We start from the raw sequence: 19,049 nt of genomic DNA, 5'->3' as shown, positions 1-19,049 counted from the left end.
CGGGCCTGCGCAAAGATGCGCTAGGCTTGCGCGCCTCTGGAACAGGAAACACCGTCATGAAGACCCCCTTGCGTACCCTGCTGGCCAGCGCCCTGCTGGCTGCCCCGCTGCTGGCCAGCGCCGCCCCGGCCACGCTGACGCCCGAACAGGCCTTCGATCTGTATGCCCGCGTCCTGCTGGAAGACGACGCCACCGCGACCCGCACCCTCAACGATGCGCTGAAGCCCGCCTTCGACGGCCAGGACGCGGTAACCCCGAACCCGGGCGCATTGGCCAAGGCGCTGGCCGAACCGTGGCAGGTCGTGCTTGCCAGCACCGGCGCCAAGGCCGACGCGGCCACCAGCGAAGCGCTGTATGCCAAGGCCCTGCGTGATTCGAAGTGCCGCGCCAGCAAGAGCGTGATTGAAGACAACGAATACGTGGACGACCAGAAGCTGGCGCGCATCACCTTCAGCTGCCAGGTGCCCGACCTGGGCAAGGTACGTCCGCTGTTCGCCGCCAGCCTTGCCGCCGACGCCAGCCCGGCCTCGCGCAAGCAGTTCACCGACGCCTACACCCAGGCGCTGCAGAGCGGTGCGCGCGTGCCGGTCAGCGGCACCTTCACCCTGTACCCGGCCAAGGACAACGGCTACTGGTACAGCGGCAACTTCGATGATCTGGTGGGCACCGTGACCGGGGCGCTGGCACCGTTCGAGGAATGGATGCAGGACGTGCAGGCGGCCAGCGCACCGAAGGTGACCGGCGTACCCGGCTGCGACCTGCTGCTGCAGCAGCACCGCAGCTGCGTGGCGAAGATCGCACCCGACCAGATCAGCGGCGTGGATGCGATGGCCGAGGAACTGAAGGCCAAGGCACAGGTGAAGTCGGCCGATGAGATGACGCAGGAGTGCAAGGCGCTGCGCCCGATCGCCGAGATGATGTGGACCGACGAGTGCACATAAGCACGATGTAGCGCCCTTGCCTGCAGCAGCATCAATGGCACTTTCAGAACCGTTGCATGGTCTTGCGCACACTGCGTGATCAATGCTGTTGCCCTCTTCCACGAGGGCAACAGCATGAAGCACCGCATAACCTCGACCACGGCCCTGCTTGTCGCGCTGATGGCGTGCTGGCAGGCCGAAGCGTCCAGACCCAGGACCTTCTTCGTGCAACCTTCGGTTGCGTTCGAGTCGACCCAGCTGCGCGACCGCGACATCGACGCGCAACTGAGCGAGAACGACGATTGCCGGGCGTTCCTGCAGTACCACGATCAGTGCGCACCGTCGGTGCTGCCGGACGAGTACGACCAGGGCATCAGCCGGCGCAGGCTGCGGTGGAAGTCAACGCAACTGACGGGAGAAGCACTCGGTGCCTACTGCCGTGACCTGCATCTGCTGTGGAAGCAGCAATGGAAAGAGCAGTGCCCCGCCCACGAGGACGAGGGCACCTGACAGCGCCGGAACGGGGCCAGTGCCCCGCCACTGCCTCACGGGCGCAACAGCAGCCGGATGTCCTCGCCGACCTGGCGCTGGTCAACCACGCGCAGGCGGCGCTGCTGGCCCATTGCCTCGATGCCCAGGCCCGCCAGCAACGGACGACCGTTGTCGCCCAGCAGCGTGGGCGCCTGGTACAGCAGCAGTTCGTCGACCCAGCCAGCGCGCAGCAGCGCACCGGCCAGTGTCGCGCCGGCTTCGGTATGCACCTCGTTGATGCCACGCTCGGCCAGCAGCGCCAGCACCGCACCCAGATCCAACCGCCCCTCTGCGCTGGGCACGCTGGCAAATTCGGCGTCGGCCGCATCCGGTGCGCTCACCGCCGCATCGTGCAGGTACAGCGTCGGCGCACCGCCCTCGCGCACACGGCTGCATTCGAGCGAACGCAGGCGCGAATCGAGCACCACGCGCAGTGGCGGCATCACTTCGGCACCGGCCAGGCGCACGGTCAACATCGGGTCGTCGGCCAGCACGGTATCGGCGCCAGTCAGGATCGCACCGGCGCGAGCGCGCCAGTGCTGCACGTCCTCGCGCGCAGCCGGCCCGGTGATCCACTTGGAGCTGCCGTCGGCCATCGCGGTACGGCCATCGAGGCTGGCGGCCAGCTTCACCCGCAGCCACGGGCGGTTGCGCTCCACGCGTGACAGGAAGCCCTTGTTGAGCTCGCGTGCCTGCGCCGCCATCAGTCCTTCGGCAACCTCGATACCTGCATTGCGCAGCAGATCGAAGCCACCGCCATCAACCTTCGGGAACGGATCGCGCATCGCCGCCACCACGCGCGACACGCCTGCTTCGATCAGTGCCAGTGCGCACGGCGGCGTGCGCCCGTAGTGGGCGCAGGGCTCCAGGGTGACATAAGCGGTGGCACCGCGGGCCTCGCTGCCGGCTTCGCGCAGTGCGAATACTTCAGCGTGCGGCCCCCCTGCGCGCTGGTGCCAGCCCTGCCCGACCACGCGTTCGCCGTGGGCGATCACGCAGCCGACCATGGGGTTGGGCCGGGTGGTATAGGCAGCGCGCTCGGCCAGGCGCAGCGCGTTGGCCATGTGCAGGTGGTCGAGGACGGAGAACGAGGGTGTCATGCGACCATGGTAACGCTGCCGGTGTTGATCCATGCCATCGGTGCCAATCCAGGTTGGCACCCACCCAGGCAGAGGCGGTCAGCCCTTCTTCTTCTTGGTCAGGGCGATCACATCGCCCAGCAGCTGCAGCTGTTCGGTGCTGGACGGCAGGTCGCGTTCGAGCTTCTCGATCTCCTCGCGGAAATCGGCCACGTCCTCGAAGCTGCGGTAGACCGAAGCGAAGCGCACATAGCCCACGTGGTCGAGCTTGCGCAGTTCGTTCATGACGAACTCGCCAACCTTGATCGAGGGCACTTCGCGCTCGCCGCTGATGCGCAGCTGGTGCACCACCGCGCGTACCGCCGCCTCGATCTTGTCTTCGGGCACCGCGCGCTTCTGCAGCGCGCGGTCGAACCCCGCGCGGACCTTGCGCTGGTCGAACGCTTCGCGGGTGCCATCGCTCTTGACGATGGCCGGCAGCTTCAGCTCGACCGTTTCCAGGGTGCTGAAGCGCTCGCCGCAGGCTTCGCATTCCCGCCGACGGCGAATCGTCGCGCCGTCTTCAGAGACGCGCGAGTCGATGACCCGGGTATCGGCATGTTGGCAGAAGGGGCAATGCATGAAACGCCTGGCTCAGGGAGCAATTGCCACGATCATGGCAGCGTCGCAAAGGTACCTGAGAAAAGGCGCCGCAGCAAATGCTGCCTGCGCGGAAGCGCCTGCATTCTGGCCACCCAAGGTGTCCGGCGAGTTCGTGATGTCCGGCTCAACCCGGTGCGGGCAGCGGCGATGCCACGCGTGACCAGCGCAGCCACGCCAGGTGCCCGGCCATCACCAACAGCGGTGGGCCAAAGCCGAGGAAGCCCAATGTCGAGATCTCCCCGTGCTTGAAGGTGAAGTACAGCGTGGCGGCAACCACGGCCAACGCGGCCAGCACACCCAGCGCCAGGCCGGCCCAGGCGGCAACCGGTGATTGGCGCAGGCCGGCAACACCGCGCCACAGGAACAGCCCGCTCAGCCACAACCACGACAGCAGGCCGATGATTCCCGCCGACGACCACAGCAGCAACAGCGTGTGCTCGTCGCCCGTCAGGTACTTGCCGTCCCATACGACCATCAGCCCCAGCACGGCACCCGTACCGCCTGCTGCCACGGTGGGCAGGCCCACCAGCAGGCCGGCAATGGCCATCCCGCGTTTGTGCAGGCGCTCATCCATGCGTTCGATGTCCTTCCATGGGCCACGTCATGCGCGGCGCTTGATCCACACCAGCATCGCCGCCGGCACCAGCATCGATGGGCCCAACAGCAACAGGGCGATGCCTTCGGCGTGGACCGTGATGCTCCACCACAGCGCCAGCCCCAGCGGGGGCACAGCGGCAAGACCGCCGGCCAGCAGCATCCACCACCAGAGGCGATGCACCTGCAGCCCGGCACGCCCCTGCAGCAGATACCCGGCGCTGAGCCACAACCAAGCCAGGCAGCCGGCAATGCCGGCCAGGCCCCACAGCGGCATCACAGTCACCGCGGCCAGCGTGCCATGGCCGAACTGGCCCAGGCCCGTCAGCAGCAGCATCGTCGCCGCGACACCGCCCACTGCCAGGCTGGGCAGGCCAAATGCCACCGCCAGGACGGCGTACAGGTACTTGAGGCGGCGCTCATCCATGCGCGGGATTCCTGGTGACGGGGTCAGGGCCCTTCCCTGCGGGAAGGGATCCGACCCCGGCGGCGATCAGCCGTAGACCGGGTACTTGCGGCACTGCGCGCTGACGGCATCACGCACGCGGGCGATGACGGCATCATCGTTCGGCGCATCCAGCACGTCGGCGATCCAGTTGGCCAGGTCCACGCAGTCCTGCTCGACGTAGCCACGGGTGGTCACGGCCGGGGTGCCCAGGCGCAGGCCCGAGGTCACGAACGGAGAACGCGGATCGTTCGGCACCGAGTTCTTGTTGACGGTGATGTGAGCCTTGCCCAGCGCAGCTTCCGCATCCTTGCCGGACACGTCCTTGCCGATCATGTCGACCAGCATAAGGTGGTTCTGGGTGCCACCGGAAACGATCTTGTAGCCGCGCGAGATCAGCGTGTTGGCCATCGCCTGGGCGTTCTTCACCACCTGCTGCTGGTAGGCCTTGAAGCCCGGTTCCAGCGCTTCCTTGAAGGCCACGGCCTTGCCGGCGATGACGTGCATCAGCGGACCGCCCTGGATGCCCGGGAACACGATCGACTGCAGCTTCTTGACCAGGTCTTCGTCGGCGCCCTTGGCGATGATGATGCCGCCACGCGGGCCGCGCAGGGTCTTGTGGGTGGTGGAGGTGACCACGTGGGCGTGCTCGAGCGGGCTCGGGTAGACGCCAGCGGCGACCAGGCCGGCCACGTGGGCCATGTCCACGAACAGGTAGGCACCGACCTTGTCGGCGATGGCGCGGAAGCGCGCCCAGTCGATCACCTGCGAGTACGCCGAGAAGCCGGCGACGACCATCTTCGGCTTGTGCTCCAGGGCCAGGCGCTCGACTTCGTCGTAATCGATCAGGCCCTGGTCGTTGACGCCGTACTGCACGGCGTTGAACAGCTTGCCCGAGGCATTGACCTTGGCACCGTGGGTGAGGTGGCCGCCGTGGGCCAGGCTCATGCCGAGGATGGTGTCACCCGGCTGCAGCAGGGCGAAGTACACGGCCTGGTTGGCCTGCGAGCCGCTGTGCGGCTGCACGTTGGCGTAGTCCGCGCCAAACAGCTGCTTGAGGCGGTCGATCGCCAGCTGCTCGGCGATGTCCACGTATTCGCAGCCACCGTAGTAGCGCTTGCCCGGGTAGCCTTCGGCGTACTTGTTGGTCAGCTGGCTGCCCTGGGCTTCCATCACCGCCGGGCTGGTGTAGTTCTCGCTGGCGATCAGCTCGACGTGGTCTTCCTGGCGCTGGGTCTCAGCGGCGATGGCCTTGGCCAGTTCGGGATCGTAGGTTTCGATGCGGACGTCACGCGGGAACATCGGGTACTCCAGCAGGCAGGGAAAGGGGTACGGCTCAGCCCCTGATTGTAGCCCCGCACCGGCCTGCCGGGGCCGAAAAGGCCGGGGCCGGCACTCCCGAAGGAATCCGGCCCCGTATGGTTTCGAGGGATGTTGTGGGATCAGGGCCCTTTCCGTTGGAAAGGGATCCGACCCCGGCCGCGATCCTCAGCGACCGTTGATGATGTAGTCGGCGATGATGCCGGTCGCCACCGCCACCAGCAGCATGTTGCCGCGGTCGTCGCGGATCCAGTGGTGCCCATACGGCGGGCGGCGCAAGTGGTAGCGCGGGTAGTCGTTCACCACATAGATCGGGCCGCGGTAGTAATCGCGGTAGCGGTGACCGACCTTCCAGCCGTAGCCGGGGCCGTAGGCCGGGCGGTAGACCACGCGTGGCGGCGGCGGGGCCGGGCGATAGTAGCGGTCGTGGTCGCGGTGCCAGTCGCGGCGGTCGCGCTCCCAGTCGCGGCGTGCCTCGCGGCGGTCGCGTTCCCAGTCACGGCGGTCCTGTCGCCATTCGCGGCGGTCCTCGCGCCACTCGCGGCGGTCATGGCCGCGACGGTGGTCGTTGTCGGCAAAGGCCGGGGCCACCGCGCCGAACGCCAGCACAGAGGCCACGGCGCCGGCCATTACTCGATTGATGCGCATGTCAGACCTCTGCTTGGGTGGTGGTGAGGCCATATTGCGCAACCGATCTGAACCGTTTCCGGCTGGAAACGCTTCCCGCTGCAGGACTGTGACGCAGTATTCAGCCCACGGCCAGCCAGACCGCGCCTGCCCGGCGCGGGCCGGAACCCGTTCCGGCTATAATTGGCGGTATTCCTTTCCAGTCTGTGCCCGCTGCCACAACGGGATGTTCCCGTGATGGGCCGGGCGCAGGGCCGCGCCTACGGAGACCTCATGTCCTCGCAATACATCTACACCATGAACCGCGTGTCCAAGGTGGTCCCGCCCAAGCGGCAGATCATCAAGGACATCTCGCTGTCCTTCTTCCCGGGCGCCAAGATCGGCCTGCTGGGCCTGAACGGCGCCGGCAAGTCCACCGTGCTGAAGATCATGGCCGGCGTGGACACCGATTTCGAGGGTGAAGCCCGCCCGCAGCCGGGCATCAAGGTCGGCTACCTGGCCCAGGAACCGGAACTGGACCCGAACAAGACCGTGCGCGAGTCGGTCGAGGAAGGCGTGGGCGAAGTGCTGCAGGCCCAGGCCGCGCTGGAGGCGGTGTACGCCGCCTACGCCGAAGAAGGTGCCGACTTCGACGCATTGGCCAAGGAGCAGGAGCGCCTGGAGGCGATCCTGGCCGCCGGTGATGCGCACACCCTGGAAAACCAGCTGGACGTGGCTGCCGATGCGCTGCGCCTGCCGCCGTGGGATGCCAAGATCGCCAACCTGTCCGGCGGTGAAAAGCGCCGCGTGGCACTGTGCCGCCTGCTGCTGCAGAAGCCGGACATGCTGCTGCTGGACGAACCGACCAACCACCTCGACGCCGAGTCGGTGGAATGGCTGGAACAGTTCCTGGCGCGCTACACCGGCACCGTGGTGGCGGTCACCCATGATCGCTACTTCCTGGACAACGCCGCCGAGTGGATCCTGGAACTGGACCGCGGCCGCGGCATTCCGTGGAAGGGCAACTACACCGAATGGCTGGTGCAGAAGGATGAACGCCTGAAGCAGGAAGAAAACCAGGAAAAGGCCCGCCAGAAGGCGATCCAGAAGGAACTGGAGTGGTCGCGCCAGAACGCCAAGGGCGGCCGTTCCAAGGGCAAGGCCCGTCTGGCCCGCCTGGAAGAGCTGCAGTCGCAGGACTACCAGAAGCGCAACGAGACCAACGAGATCTTCATCCCGCCGGGCGAGCGCCTGGGCAACATGGTGATGGAGTTCAAGAACGTCTCCAAGAAGTTCGGCGACCGCCTGCTGATCGACAACCTGTCGATGCTGATTCCGCCGGGCGCGATCGTCGGCATCATCGGCCCGAACGGCGCCGGCAAGTCGACCCTGTTCAAGATGATCACCGGCCAGGAAAAGCCGGATTCGGGCGAGATCGTGATCGGCCCGACCGTGCAGCTGTCCTACGTGGACCAGAGCCGCGACAAGCTGGAAGGCAACCACAACGTCTTCCAGGAAATCGCCGGCGGCCTGGACATCCTCAACATCAACGGCATCGAGATCCAGTCGCGCGCCTACATCGGCCGCTTCAACTTCAAGGGCCAGGACCAGCAGAAGATGGTCGGTTCGCTGTCCGGTGGTGAGCGTGGCCGCCTGCACATGGCCAAGACCCTGCTGCAGGGTGGCAACGTGCTGCTGCTCGACGAGCCGTCCAACGACCTGGACATCGAAACCCTGCGTGCACTGGAAGACGCGCTGCTGGAGTTCCCGGGCAACACCTTTGTGATCTCGCACGACCGCTGGTTCCTGGACCGCATCGCCACGCACATCATCGCTTTCGAAGGCGACTCGCACGTGGAGTTCTTCCAGGGCAACTACCGCGAGTACGAGGAAGACAAGAAGCGCCGGATGGGCGATGACGCTGCGCCGAAGCGCCTGCGCTTCAAGGCGCTGAAGTAAGGCAACCGGAAAGGCCGCGCTCGCGCGGCCTTTCTCCTTTCGGTAGGTCGCCACCGTTGGTGGTGACGCTTTGAAGCGTACCGACCAACGGTCGGTACCCACCACCAACGGTCGGTACCCACGTTCTGCATTCGGGTAGGTCACGACCGTTGGTCGTGACACCTTATCGTCGCGAGAATCTCCATGTCCCTGTTCGAGCGCATGTTCCAGCTGCAGCAGCACGGCACCACCGTGCGTACCGAGCTGCTGGCCGGCATCACCACCTTCCTGACGATGTCCTACATCGTCTTCGTCAACCCGGAGATCCTCGGCACCACCGGCATGGATGCGGGTGCGGTGTTCGTGGCCACCTGCCTGGCCGCCGCGCTGGGTTCGGCGGTAATGGCGCTGGCGGCCAACTTCCCGGTCGGCATGGCACCGGGGATGGGCCTGAACGCGTTCTTCGCGTTCACCGTGGTCGGCGCTGCCGGCCTGCCGTGGCAGCAGGCGCTGGGGGCGGTGTTCATCTCCGGCCTGGTGTTCCTGGTGCTGTCGCTGACCGGTGTGCGGGCATGGCTGGTGTCGGGCATTCCTTCGTCGCTGCGCTCGGCGATCGTGGCCGGCATCGGCCTGTTCCTGGCGATCATCGCGCTGCAGAAATCCGGCGTGATCGTCGGCAACGAAGACACGCTGGTGGCGCTGGGCCCGTTGAACACGGCGCCGCCACTGCTGGCGCTGGCCGGTTTCCTGTTGATCGCAGTGCTGGAAGCACGCCGGATCCGCGGCGCGATCCTGATCGGCATCCTGGCGGTGACCGGTGCGGGCTGGGCATTGGGCGACGTGCAGTACCAGGGCCTGGTTTCGCTGCCGCCGAGCCTGGCCCCCACTTTCCTGCAGCTGGACCTGCCGGGCCTGCTGCACCATGACGGCGGTGCGCCGATCGCGGTGTTGCTGCAGGTAGTGCTGGTGTTCGTGCTGGTGGAAGTGTTCGATGCCACCGGCACCCTGTATGGCGTGGTCGGTCGCGCCGGACTGCTGAAGCTGCCGGGCGCGCAGAAGCGCTTCGGCCGCGCGTTGCTGGCCGACAGCACCGCCATCGTGGCCGGTTCGGTGCTCGGCACCAGCAGCACCACCGCTTTCGCTGAAAGCGCCTCGGGCGTGCAGGTTGGTGGGCGTACCGGCCTGACTGCGCTGGTTGTATCGGCGCTGTTCCTGGCCGCGCTGCTGTTCTCGCCGCTGGCGGCGATGGTGCCCAGCTATGCCACCGCACCGGCGCTGCTGTTCGTGGCCGGCCTGATGCTGCGCGAACTGGTGGAAGTGGACTGGAGCGACCTGACCGAATCGGTGCCGGCCGCACTGTGCGCGCTGGCGATGCCGTTCACCTACTCCATCGCGAATGGCCTGGCGTTTGGCTTCATCGCGTATGCGGCACTGAAGGCCGGCACCGGCCGCTGGCGCGAAGTGCATCCGGCGGTATGGCTGGTGGCGGTGCTGTTCACCCTGCGCTACGCGTTGGAGTAAGCACACGGTGGTGCCGGCCAGCGGCCAGCACCACCGGTCGCTGGGTTCACCTGCTGCGCACGGTGCTCTGGGATGATGCGGGCATGGTTGCGCCCGTCCTTCCCGCAGATCCGTCTTCGCCGTTGCGCCGCCGCCTGCTGCGCGCGGCCGTGCTGGCGCCGTTGGCCGGTACGCTCGCCACCCTGCCCGGCTGCTCGCTGCCGGTGCAGGTCGACGGCACCTTCCTGCAGCCCTGGCGCAGCCACCTGCAGTGGGGACTGGCCGACTGGCAGCGCTCGTTGAAGCTTGCACATACGCTGGGCTGCCGTCAGCTGGTGCTGCAATGGACCGGCATCGTCGGCGGCAGTGACGGCGACTGGTCACTGCCCGACGGCAGCCTGCAGCAGCTGTTCACCGCCGCCAGCGAGAACGACATCCGCATCCGCGTCGGACTGCCCTTCCAGCAACGCTGGTGGCAGGCGATCGGGGCCGACGATGCCACGCTGCAGGCGTTCCTCGCCGACAGCCTGGCGCATGCACGCCGCTGGTTGGCACAGGCGCCCTGGGCGCAGGTACCCGCCTTCGAGGGCTGGTACCTGCCCTACGAGCTGGAGCAGTACCACTGGGCCGATCCAGCCCGCCAGCAGTGGCTGGCGCAATGGCTGCACGGGCTGGCAGACGCCGCCCGCGCGCGCGGCGGTGACTGCGCGATCTCCTGCTACTTCAGCCGCCTGCAGACCGACGGCAACCTGGTCACGCTGTGGCAGGCGGTGCTGGCACAGGCCACGCTGCGGCCGATGGTGCAGGACGGCGTGGGCGTTGCCGGCGCCGGCAACGTGCAGCAGCTTCAGCCGTTGCTCGATCACTTCCACGCGCACGACATCGGCTTCGATGCGATCGTCGAGCTGTTCCGCCAACTGCCCGGCAGCGCCGCTGATGGCAGCGGGTTCAAGGGCGAGACTGCCGATGCCGCGCGGATCCAACGGCAGCTGGCGTGGGCACGCGACAGCGGCGCACAGCACGTGCTGGTCTATGCGCTGGAGCCGTGGCTGACCCAGGACACGCCGCAGGCGGCGGCGCTGCGGCGGCGGTGGGGGTTGCCTCAGTAATAGAGGATGGCGGTGGCGAACAGGCCCTTGGCGCGCTGCGTATCACCGCCACCGATCGCAAAGCGGTATTGCACGGTCAGGTCGAGGTAGGAACGCGGCGTGTTGTAGCGGTCCTCGCGGAACCAGTAGCGCACGCCCAGGCCCGGCCCCGCGCCAAGTGACCAGCTGCGCTGCGTATCGTTGAGCGCGAACGACTGCGACGGGAACAGCGGGTAACGGATGTCGCGCACGCGCGAGCGCTGGTCCAGCCAGTCCGCCCCCACCACCAGATACGGCGTGACCACCCAGTGGGTCTGCCCGGCGCCAAAGCGGAAGCTGCGTCCGGCGCGCAGTTCACCGGCCGCGAACCACTGCTCGCGATGCAGGCGCCCGCTGGCATCGCCGATCCGCCGCACCGGTATGCCGTTGGCATCGAGTGCATCCAGCGTGAAATGCGCGCTGTTGTCATCCCATGTGTAACCGCCCTGCGCGTAGCCGCTGACCATCCACCACTGGTTCACGTCGGTGCGCAGGTCGGTACCGTGGTAATAGCCGTAGGTCAGGTAGGACATCCAGCCACCGGAACCGCTGGCCAGGCGGTAGCGGGCCAGCGTGCTGGCTTCCAGTGGCGGGTTCAGGGCCAGCTGCAGGCTGCACTGCACGGCCGCGGACGCGGGATAGACATCGCCCGTGCGGGTGGCGCTACCGAGAAACTGGCGGCGCTCGATGCCGGCGCTCAGGCCGGTCTGGCCGAAGGCGTAGCGCATGCCGAACGAGGCGATGGTGGACGGCCAGCCGGTGGTGGAACGCGAGCGGCTGAGACGGTCGGCGCGAGCACGTGCGTCGGGTGTCGATTCGCCGGTGCACGGGTCCACGGCGCGAATCGATTCGTAGGTGCCGCCCTCGTCGTACAGCGTGTTGAGCAGCCGGGTGTAGAGCTCCAGCGTGCCATGCTGGTCATTGAACGCCGGGGGCCGCCAGAACGCTTCCAGCGTGCTGAACACCGAATCGCCCGGCGTACTGATCGCCGCGCCGCCGACATTGGTCGCGGCCTGGCGCGCGCCGCGGAAGCCGGCCGAGGCGATCACGCCCCACTCGCGCGAATAGTTGGCGATGGCATTGCGCACGTTGTAGCGCTGATGCGCATCCAGAGGCAGCTCACCGGCGTCGGCGCGATCAATGGCACTGCGCAGCAGCGACACCGCCTGCGGATGATCGCCGTTGGCCGCACTCGCGTACGCCTGGTCGATCACCACGCTCTTGGGTGCCTTGCCGGTGGCCTCGGCGGCACGGAAGTCGGCCAGTGCGCGCGCCGGTTCACGGGCCTTCTGGTTGAGGTAGCCGCGTTGCATCAGCGCCACCGCGTCATCAGGGTGTTGTGCCAGCGTCGAATCCAGGCGCAGCCGCGCTTCGTCCTGCTGGCTGCGGTTGCCTGCCGCCAGCGTGGTGGTCAGCAGGCCTTGCAGGTCTGCATCGTCCGGTGCGAGTTGCACGGCCTGCCTTGCCTCACCGATGGCCTCGGCAAAGTCCTGCCGCGCGTAGGCTGCATATGCGCGCTGTGCGGCACCACCGTCTCCCTGCAGGTCAGCCGGCATCAGCTCGCAGACATTGCCGGTGCCATCCGACTGGCAATGCTGGAACGGCGCCGGATAGGCCTGCGCACTCATGCGCGGACGCTCGCGACTGGATCCGGTCGCCCTGACGCGCTGATCGATGCCCTGCTGCAGCAACTGCTGCGCGCGAGCATCGCCCACATCCGTGGGCAACGCCGCCTGCAGCGTCGCCAGCAGTGCAGCCGCACGTATGCGGTCCCCAGCGGCCAAGGCCGCATCCACGGCCAGCAGGCGCACGTTGCGCTGTTGCGTTGTGGACCCCGGCATGGCAAGCGCGGTGTCGAAGTCCTCATTGGCAAGCACGGTCTTGCCCTGGCGCTGGCGCAGATAACCGCGCATCACCCGGGCATTGAGATCGCCGCCGTCGGCCTGCAGTGCCTGGTCGGCGCTGCGCTCGGCGTCGGCCAGCTGCCCCTGCTGCAGCTGCGCGGTGATCAACAGCAACCGGTACGAAGCAACATCCGGCGCAAGCTCGACGGCGGCCCGCGCCTGCGCGACGGCCGCCGCATCGTTCTGCGTGGACAGCGACTGGTAGGCCTGCTGGGCCTGCAGCAGCGCGCGCTGGCGGGCCAGCGCCACGCGTCGCGCGTGCAGTTCCTCGACGTTCGGTGCGCCCAGCTGCAGCGCCGTGCCGATGGCCGCGTCGGCCAGTTCGGCCTGTTGCTGTGCCTCCAGCGCCGCCACCCACAGCATCGCCCAGGCGCCCTGCTTCGGCTGCTGGCGGAAGGCCTGCTCGGCCTTGCTGGCTGCTTCCCGCATGCGCCCGGCGTCATAGGCAGCATAGGCCTCGGTGGCCAGCGTGTAGGCCTGCTGCCTGGCACGGTCTGCGCCGCTGCCGGCCGCGCGCGGTGGGGAGGGGGCGCGCCCGCCCCTGGCATCCGGGGGCGTGCTGCGCGCAGCGGTGGCAGCGGCCAGTGCCGGCAAGGCCGGATCCTTCAACCCGGCATCCAGTGCACGGCGCGCCTGCTGCTGCGCCTCCGCCGACCGGCCCAGTTTCTGCAACGCATAGATCTGCAGCAGGCGCAGCCGCACCACGTCCGGGCGCAACCGGACAGCTTCGCTGGACTGCTGGTAAGCCGCTTGATAGTCGCCGCGCTCGTAAGCGGCGAAGGCCTGCTCGGCGACGCGGTATGCAGCACCGGACAACGGCAGCGGCGCATCGGCCTGCGCCAGCACCGGCGCGGCGGCCGTGGCCAGTGCCACGGCAATGACGGTGGACAGCAGCGTGGTCTTCATGCGGGCAAGGCTCCGGGAGGCGGCGACTGCAGCGCGGCCGCACGCCGGCGCTGCTCCTGCATGGCCTGGGCCACGGCCTCTTCGGTAGTGATGCCCTGCTTGACCAGGTAATCGCCAATGCGGCCATCGCGCTGCGGCTTGTACGCATCCAGTGCGATCTCGAAGCGCGCGTGGTCGATCAGGCGCATCTCCACCAGCAGGTCGCCCAGCAAGGGTACGTTGTCCAGCTGCCAGTGCTGGTCGCCGCCGATCAGGCGCAGGCCTGCGTTGATTTCGCTTTCGCGGGCGATGCTCTGTTCGATGTGTGCGCTGCGGGTTTCCTGCTTCAGCAACGCCAGCGCGTCTTCGGGCAATGGGCTGGCCACGGCCAGCCGCAGTGTCTGCTGCTGCCGCGGCGGTAGCGGCAGCATGCGCCACTGCACGCAGGCATCGGCGCTGACCGGGAATGAGCCCGCGCGCAGGTAGTCGACGTCGATGACCGCACGCGGCAGGTCGCCCTGGAAGGCGATGGCTTCGGCCAGGGTTTCATCATCCAGCCAGCCCTGGGTTAGCAGGATGCGGCCCAACGGCTGCCGCCGGCCGGCATGCTGCTGCGCCAGCGCCTGCTGCAGCCGCTCCGGTTCCACCGCCTGCCAGGTGGTCAACAGCTCACCGAGCTGCTTGCGGGTCTGCACCAGCTGTGCCGCATCGGGGAAGTCGTGCATGGTCTTGTCCCAGACCATGCGCTTGCCGAACAGCAGGTAGGCCAGGAACACCTTCCATGCGCGGGCGGTGGCCATGAAGTTGATCATGTTGCCGACCACCATGCGCGGGATCGACATCAGCGCATGCTCCCAGCCGTACAAGCGGTTGACGAAGTAGAAGCGCTGCACGACGCGGGTCGCCAGCGCCGCCGTGGTCAGCAGCGCGACATTCATCTGCCAGGTACCGGCCTGGAACACGCTGGGGAACTGCATCGTCCACACCCCGGTCGCCTTCAACAGCCAGAACAACAGCAACTGCAGGAAGATGAGGTAGGCGATGATGCTGACGAACGAGGTGATGATGCCCTTGCGATCGCGCGCCAACAGGTACTTCGTAGCCAGCGAACCGCGCCAGCCCAGCGACTCCCAGCTCTGCAGGCCGATGCCCAGCACCCAGCGCGCCTTCTGCCGGTACGAGGCGCGGAAGTTGTCGGGGAAGTACTCACGCACGCACAGTGCCATCTGCTGGGTGCGCTCGCGCACCGGCCCCCAGCCGAACCAAGACGGCCGGCGCACGCGGAACTGCACCGGGAAGCGGGCGAAGATCGACTGCATGCCCATGGCTGCCAGCCGCGCACCGACGTCGTAATCTTCGGTGAGGCTGTCGGTGTTGAAAGGCTGGTTGTCGGTCTGCGCGCTCAACGCCAGCAGCGCACGCCGCGAAAAGCAGGTGCCGACGCCGGCCGACGGCACCATGCCGGACACGCTCTCGCGCACCACCAGGTCCTTGGCGTGCCATTCGGCGAACTCGTCCATGTAGACACCGGCCACCAGTTCGTACCATTCGCGGTCCAGCGAGGTGACCGGCAGCTGGATCATGTCCTTGCGCGGCAGCAGGTAGTTGTAGAAGCGCAGTTCCATCGGGTGCAGCACGTCTTCGCTGTCGTGCAGGATCACCCCGGCGAACTCGATGTCGTGGCGCTTCTCGTAGTCGAAGATCGCCAGGATCAGCCAGTTCAGGCAGTCGGCCTTGCTGGTCGGTCCGTCATGCGGCACCTCCACGCGGCGCAGGCGCTTGTAGCGACGGCGCATGCGCTCGACTTCGTCGATGGTCTGCTGATCGTTGGGATAGGTGCCGACGAACACGACGTACTCGCGGTAGTCGAGCACGTTGATCATGTTCTCGACCATCTGCGCGATGACGTCGTACTCCATCCACGCCGGCACCATGATCGCCAGCGGCTGTTCCGGCCGCTGCAGCAGGTCTTCCTGGGTCAGCGGCCGGTACGCGTCGCGGCGCTTGACAGTCAGCGCGCGCCAGCTCTCGCGCACCCAGTACCAGACATCGATGAACAGATCATCGAGGCTGGAGATCAGGATCAGCACGGCCACCGCCGCCGCCGTGGTTTCGAGGGCGGCGTAGTAGTTGGCCAGCTGGATGTTCCAGAACAGACCGTCCACGGTGGGATCAATGTCCTGCGTTGGCGGACTTGCGGCGGCGCACCTGGGTGACGCGGGCGGCCAGCAGCGCGAATACGATCACGCCGACCAGCAGCAGCAACCAGACCATGTGCCGTTCCCACTTCGATTGCGGATTGCCATCGTGCGCGAGGCGCGTGCCATAGGGATCCTGGCGGTCGAATTCGCGCACGACATCAGTGCCGTCAAGCACGGCAAGATCGCCGCGCAGCAACCGGAACGGTGCGCTGAACGACGGTGCCTGTGCACCGAGGTCGCTGTAGAGAACGCCCAACTGGCCGCCGGACGATCCCACCTGCACCACCGCGGCGTGATCCAGGCCGCTGACATCCAGCAGCGGTTGCGACGTGCCACCGACCCGCAGGTGGCCGTCCTTCTGGCCGGCCACATCGACACCGGCCGGTGCAACGCCGAAGGCCAGCCATGGCGCGCCCGGGCTGACCGCGGCACCGGCATCGACCACCTTCAGTTCCGACGCCTCCGGCGAGGCGCCCACTGCACTGGCCACCGCGATGACCTTGCCCAGCGAGGCCGCTGCATCCTGCAGCCAGGCGCCGGGCACGAACACCTGGTTGCCGCGTGACAGCTGGCTGCTGGCACCGACGAAATCACTGCCCAGCGAGCGCTTGGCCAGGGTCAGGTGGCTGCTGGGCAGGATCGAGACTGGATAGCCGGTCGCCGGATCGTGGCAGTAGGGGCGTGCCGGTTGGCGCAGGAAGCTGACACGGATCTCGTTGCGCGCCGACAGCGCGTAGGCCGGTACCTTGGCCACCAGCCGTTGCGGTTGGCCGTTGGCCGACAGCACCTTGCCGCCCAGCAGGTAGTCGTTGAGGTAGATCGTGGCCACCGCGCCCTGACCCGCCGCATTGGGGGCCGCCGAGACATCGATCACCACTTGCTCGGGCAGGCGGCCATCGGCCGACAGCGTGCCCAGATCGAAGCTGGCGCTGCGGTCGGCGCGGGTCACCACATCCATGGTTCCGGCGATGTTTCCGAGCCGGCTCAGCAGTACCTGGTCACCGTCCAGTCTGGGCGTTCCTGCTGCGCTGACCTGCAGGCTGCGGCCCAGCGCATAGCTGCGCCACTGTTCGGCGAACAGTCCGGCCACCTTGCCCGCTGCCGCCGGGTCGACCACCAGCGTCGGACGGCCCGCAACGGCCACCACGCTGACCGAAGCGTTGGCGGCGGGCTTCTCCAGGCCGCTCATGTCAGTACCGCGCCACGCAGCAAACGCTGCGCCCGCATCGGTGCCCGCCGCGCCGACCTGTGCGGCCAGCGCGTCCAGCGCTGCGCGTACGCCGGCGCGCAATGCCTCGCTGCCGATCATCACATCGGCGGCAAGCGGCCCGCTGTCACGCAACGACAGCAGCGCCCCCACTTCGGCCAGATCCTTGATCGCGTGCACGCGTTCGCCCGTAGCCAGCGCTGCATAGGCCGGCACGCCCTGCAGGCTGGCCGGGACGCTGATGCCGGCCAGGTCGACGCTGTCGCCGACCTTGGGCAGCGCCACCACCTGCACCTGCTTGCCGCCGGCCTGCAACGCGGTACCAATGCGCCAGGCGGCATCATAGGTTGGCGCCTGCAGCGCCTTGCCCTCCACCAGCAGGCGCACCCGCGGTGGCAGCGCGCCCCAGGCCTTGGCGACGGTATCCACGGCACGCCCATCGAAGCGGTAGCTGAAGCGCGAATCCGGCGACAACCGCAGCACATTGGCCGGCGCGCTCTGGTCGGCACATTGATAGTCGGACACGATCGACCACCAGCCGACACCGACCCGCACGAAGCCGTTCTGGCGGGGTTCGCCATCGATGGCCAGCAGCTGGCTGGCATCGCCCTGGGCATCGGTGATCGAACGCGCGGCGACCGGATCGCCATCCACCGACCACAGGCCTGAAGTGCGCCCAGCGTGGCCACGCACATAGCGCCCATCGAGCTGCAGCTGCGCATCGCGGGTGGCAACACCGGCCGGCACCGGCAGGTAGACCTCGCGCTGGCTCTCCTGCCCACTGAGTACCAGCGGTTGGCGGAAGCCGAGTTCGCGCAGGGTCATCTGCCGGCTCACCGTGCTGTCGCCGCTCCATTCTGCGAACTGGCCGGCGACGCTGTCGGCGGCGTGGGCACTGCCAACCGCGCACGACAGGACGAACGCGGCGGCGGAAACAAACAGGGGACAGCGGCCGGTCTGGCTCATGGCGTCACTTCATGGAGAGGGTGGTGGGCGGCACCGCCGCTGCGGAGACCGGGCGAGAATTCGGGAAGCGGGGCGCCACGCAGGGCGGCGACGATGCGGGCGCTGGCGCGGCCGTCGCCATAGGGACTGCCATCGGGGTCGAAACGGGTCGGCTGCGGTGGCTGTGCCAGGGCCGCATTGACCCCCTCGACGATGCGCGAGGGCGTGGTCCCGACCAGCGTCACCACACCGGCCTCGACCGCCTCCGGGCGCTCGGTGACGTCGCGCATCACCAGCACCGGCTTGGCCAAGGCCGGCGCTTCTTCCTGCACGCCACCGGAGTCAGTGAGGATGACGTCGGCGCGCTGCATCAGGCGCACGAAGCGCAGGTAGTCCTGCGGCGGCACCAGGTGCACGTTGTCGAGGTTGCCCAGGTGTGCGTTGACCGGTGCCTGCACGTTCGGATTGAGGTGCACCGGGTACAGCACCTGCAGGTCCGGCCGCTGGGCCAGTTCGGCCAGCGCACGGCAGATGTCCTCGAAGCCCTGGCCGAAGCTCTCGCGGCGATGGCCGGTGACCAGCAGCAGGCGGCGCCCGGGGTCGAGCATGTGGAAGGGTTCGTCAGCCTGGGCACGCAGTGCCGGATCGGCATCCAGGCGCTGCACGGTCTGCTGCAGGGCATCGATGACGGTGTTGCCGGTGACCAGGATCTGACCGCCCAGATGCTCACGGGCCAGGTTGGCGCGCGAGCCGGGAGTGGGTGCATACAGCTGATGACCGACCACGTCGATCACCCGCCGGTTCATCTCCTCCGGCCATGGCCGGTTGATGTCGCCGGTGCGCAGGCCGGCCTCGACATGGCCGATCGGAATGCGGTGGTGGAACGCGGCCAGGGCGGCGGTCATCGCCGTGGTGGTATCGCCGTGCACCAGCACGCGATCCGGGCGGACCTGCGTGTAGAGTGCGTCAAGCCGCTCGAACAGCCTGGAACACAGGCCATTGAGGGTCTGGTTGGGCACCATGACATCCAGGTCATGGTCGGCGGTGATCTCGAACAGCGACATCACCTGGTCGAGCATCGCCCGGTGCTGGCCGGTGATGCAGACCACCGATTCGATGTCCGCAGCCTCGGCCAGGGCGCGCACCAGCGGCCCCATCTTGATCGCTTCCGGTCGGGTGCCGAACACCGACAGGACCTTCACCGG

Annotated in this window: 15 protein-coding genes; 5 read left to right on the top strand and 10 right to left on the bottom strand. The window is 67.8% G+C overall.

Annotation, left to right across the window (positions count from 1 at the left end):
• Positions 1 to 56: 56 nt before the first annotated feature.
• Both AC5P7X_RS09980 and AC5P7X_RS09975 read left to right on the top strand, forming a co-directional pair.
• A complete protein-coding gene (locus tag AC5P7X_RS09980; protein WP_495214771.1) occupies positions 57 to 941 on the top strand; it encodes a hypothetical protein in 885 nt (294 codons plus the stop codon).
• Between the two features lie 114 nt (positions 942 to 1,055).
• On the top strand, positions 1,056 to 1,430 hold the full coding sequence (locus AC5P7X_RS09975; protein WP_188218661.1) for a hypothetical protein: 375 nt from the start codon (positions 1,056 to 1,058) through the stop codon (positions 1,428 to 1,430).
• Positions 1,431 to 1,465: 35 nt separating this feature from the next.
• On the opposite strand, the gene ribD is transcribed toward AC5P7X_RS09975, so the two are convergent.
• The 6 genes from ribD to AC5P7X_RS09945 all read right to left on the bottom strand — a co-directional run bounded on the left by ribD (position 1,466) and on the right by AC5P7X_RS09945 (position 6,179).
• Positions 1,466 to 2,551, bottom strand: a complete 1,086-nt coding sequence (gene ribD, locus AC5P7X_RS09970) for a bifunctional diaminohydroxyphosphoribosylaminopyrimidine deaminase/5-amino-6-(5-phosphoribosylamino)uracil reductase RibD (RefSeq protein ID WP_206620191.1) — start codon at positions 2,549 to 2,551, stop codon at positions 1,466 to 1,468.
• Positions 2,552 to 2,629: 78 nt separating this feature from the next.
• Positions 2,630 to 3,151: a transcriptional regulator NrdR gene (nrdR, locus tag AC5P7X_RS09965; RefSeq protein WP_005415256.1), complete on the bottom strand. Its 522-nt coding sequence runs from the start codon at positions 3,149 to 3,151 to the stop codon at positions 2,630 to 2,632.
• Positions 3,152 to 3,296: 145 nt separating this feature from the next.
• Positions 3,297 to 3,746, bottom strand: coding sequence for a hypothetical protein (locus AC5P7X_RS09960; protein WP_053498103.1), 450 nt, complete (start codon positions 3,744 to 3,746; stop codon positions 3,297 to 3,299).
• 27 nt (positions 3,747 to 3,773) lie between these two features.
• Positions 3,774 to 4,193 carry a hypothetical protein gene (locus AC5P7X_RS09955; protein ID WP_053498101.1) on the bottom strand — a complete coding sequence of 140 codons (420 nt, stop codon included), beginning with the start codon at positions 4,191 to 4,193 and terminating at the stop codon, positions 3,774 to 3,776.
• Between the two features lie 66 nt (positions 4,194 to 4,259).
• Positions 4,260 to 5,513 carry a serine hydroxymethyltransferase gene (gene glyA / locus AC5P7X_RS09950; RefSeq protein ID WP_005415251.1) on the bottom strand — a complete coding sequence of 418 codons (1,254 nt, stop codon included), beginning with the start codon at positions 5,511 to 5,513 and terminating at the stop codon, positions 4,260 to 4,262.
• Between the two features lie 186 nt (positions 5,514 to 5,699).
• Complete coding sequence (locus AC5P7X_RS09945) at positions 5,700 to 6,179, bottom strand: RcnB family protein (protein WP_053498100.1); 480 nt, start codon at positions 6,177 to 6,179, stop codon at positions 5,700 to 5,702.
• A gap of 252 nt (positions 6,180 to 6,431) precedes the next feature.
• Between AC5P7X_RS09945 and ettA the strand changes: the two genes are divergently transcribed.
• The 3 genes from ettA (at position 6,432) to AC5P7X_RS09930 (ending at position 10,684) form a co-directional block, all read left to right on the top strand.
• Positions 6,432 to 8,096 carry an energy-dependent translational throttle protein EttA gene (gene ettA, locus AC5P7X_RS09940; RefSeq protein WP_005415249.1) on the top strand — a complete coding sequence of 555 codons (1,665 nt, stop codon included), beginning with the start codon at positions 6,432 to 6,434 and terminating at the stop codon, positions 8,094 to 8,096.
• A 183-nt stretch (positions 8,097 to 8,279) separates the two neighbouring features.
• Positions 8,280 to 9,596: an NCS2 family permease gene (locus tag AC5P7X_RS09935; RefSeq protein ID WP_070488733.1), complete on the top strand. Its 1,317-nt coding sequence runs from the start codon at positions 8,280 to 8,282 to the stop codon at positions 9,594 to 9,596.
• Between the two features lie 83 nt (positions 9,597 to 9,679).
• Positions 9,680 to 10,684 (top strand): DUF4434 domain-containing protein, encoded by a 1,005-nt coding sequence (locus tag AC5P7X_RS09930; RefSeq protein WP_053498098.1) that lies wholly within the window; start codon positions 9,680 to 9,682, stop codon positions 10,682 to 10,684.
• Here the strand turns inward: AC5P7X_RS09930 and AC5P7X_RS09925 are convergent.
• Genes AC5P7X_RS09925 through wecB form a run of 4 tightly spaced genes read right to left on the bottom strand, consistent with a single transcriptional unit; the run spans position 10,678 to position 19,046 of the window.
• Positions 10,678 to 13,512, bottom strand: coding sequence for an NfrA family protein (locus tag AC5P7X_RS09925; protein ID WP_053498096.1), 2,835 nt, complete (start codon positions 13,510 to 13,512; stop codon positions 10,678 to 10,680). The genes AC5P7X_RS09930 and AC5P7X_RS09925 overlap by 7 nt on opposite strands.
• Complete coding sequence (locus AC5P7X_RS09920; RefSeq protein WP_053498095.1) at positions 13,509 to 15,656, bottom strand: glycosyl transferase family protein; 2,148 nt, start codon at positions 15,654 to 15,656, stop codon at positions 13,509 to 13,511. The genes AC5P7X_RS09925 and AC5P7X_RS09920 overlap by 4 nt, the downstream gene beginning before the upstream one ends.
• 7 nt (positions 15,657 to 15,663) lie before the next feature.
• Entirely contained in the window at positions 15,664 to 17,865 is a 2,202-nt protein-coding gene (locus AC5P7X_RS09915) for a hypothetical protein (RefSeq protein WP_053498093.1), read from the bottom strand.
• Complete coding sequence (wecB, locus tag AC5P7X_RS09910; RefSeq protein ID WP_053498091.1) at positions 17,862 to 19,046, bottom strand: non-hydrolyzing UDP-N-acetylglucosamine 2-epimerase; 1,185 nt, start codon at positions 19,044 to 19,046, stop codon at positions 17,862 to 17,864. Before wecB ends, AC5P7X_RS09915 begins: the two co-directional genes overlap by 4 nt.
• Positions 19,047 to 19,049: the final 3 nt, after the last annotated feature.

The sequence above is a fragment of the Stenotrophomonas sp. YJH_SMC_53 genome, assembly GCF_059369995.1.
This window is presented reverse-complemented; position numbering and strand designations above follow the sequence as displayed.

Bases quoted from the DNA above. Each gene is read 5' to 3' on its own strand.
- AC5P7X_RS09915 (WP_053498093.1), bottom strand. From the start codon at position 17,865: ATGAGCCAGACCGGCCGCTGTCCCCTGTTTGTTTCCGCCGCCGCGTTC.
- ribD (WP_206620191.1), bottom strand. From the start codon at position 2,551: ATGACACCCTCGTTCTCCGTCCTCGACCACCTGCACATGGCCAACGCG.
- AC5P7X_RS09960 (WP_053498103.1), bottom strand. From the start codon at position 3,746: ATGGATGAGCGCCTGCACAAACGCGGGATGGCCATTGCCGGCCTGCTG.
- AC5P7X_RS09975 (WP_188218661.1), top strand. From the start codon at position 1,056: ATGAAGCACCGCATAACCTCGACCACGGCCCTGCTTGTCGCGCTGATG.
- AC5P7X_RS09930 (WP_053498098.1), top strand. From the start codon at position 9,680: ATGGTTGCGCCCGTCCTTCCCGCAGATCCGTCTTCGCCGTTGCGCCGC.
- AC5P7X_RS09980 (WP_495214771.1), top strand. From the start codon at position 57: ATGAAGACCCCCTTGCGTACCCTGCTGGCCAGCGCCCTGCTGGCTGCC.
- AC5P7X_RS09925 (WP_053498096.1), bottom strand. From the start codon at position 13,512: ATGAAGACCACGCTGCTGTCCACCGTCATTGCCGTGGCACTGGCCACG.
- AC5P7X_RS09935 (WP_070488733.1), top strand. From the start codon at position 8,280: ATGTCCCTGTTCGAGCGCATGTTCCAGCTGCAGCAGCACGGCACCACC.
- AC5P7X_RS09945 (WP_053498100.1), bottom strand. From the start codon at position 6,179: ATGCGCATCAATCGAGTAATGGCCGGCGCCGTGGCCTCTGTGCTGGCG.
- glyA (WP_005415251.1), bottom strand. From the start codon at position 5,513: ATGTTCCCGCGTGACGTCCGCATCGAAACCTACGATCCCGAACTGGCC.
- nrdR (WP_005415256.1), bottom strand. From the start codon at position 3,151: ATGCATTGCCCCTTCTGCCAACATGCCGATACCCGGGTCATCGACTCG.
- ettA (WP_005415249.1), top strand. From the start codon at position 6,432: ATGTCCTCGCAATACATCTACACCATGAACCGCGTGTCCAAGGTGGTC.
- AC5P7X_RS09955 (WP_053498101.1), bottom strand. From the start codon at position 4,193: ATGGATGAGCGCCGCCTCAAGTACCTGTACGCCGTCCTGGCGGTGGCA.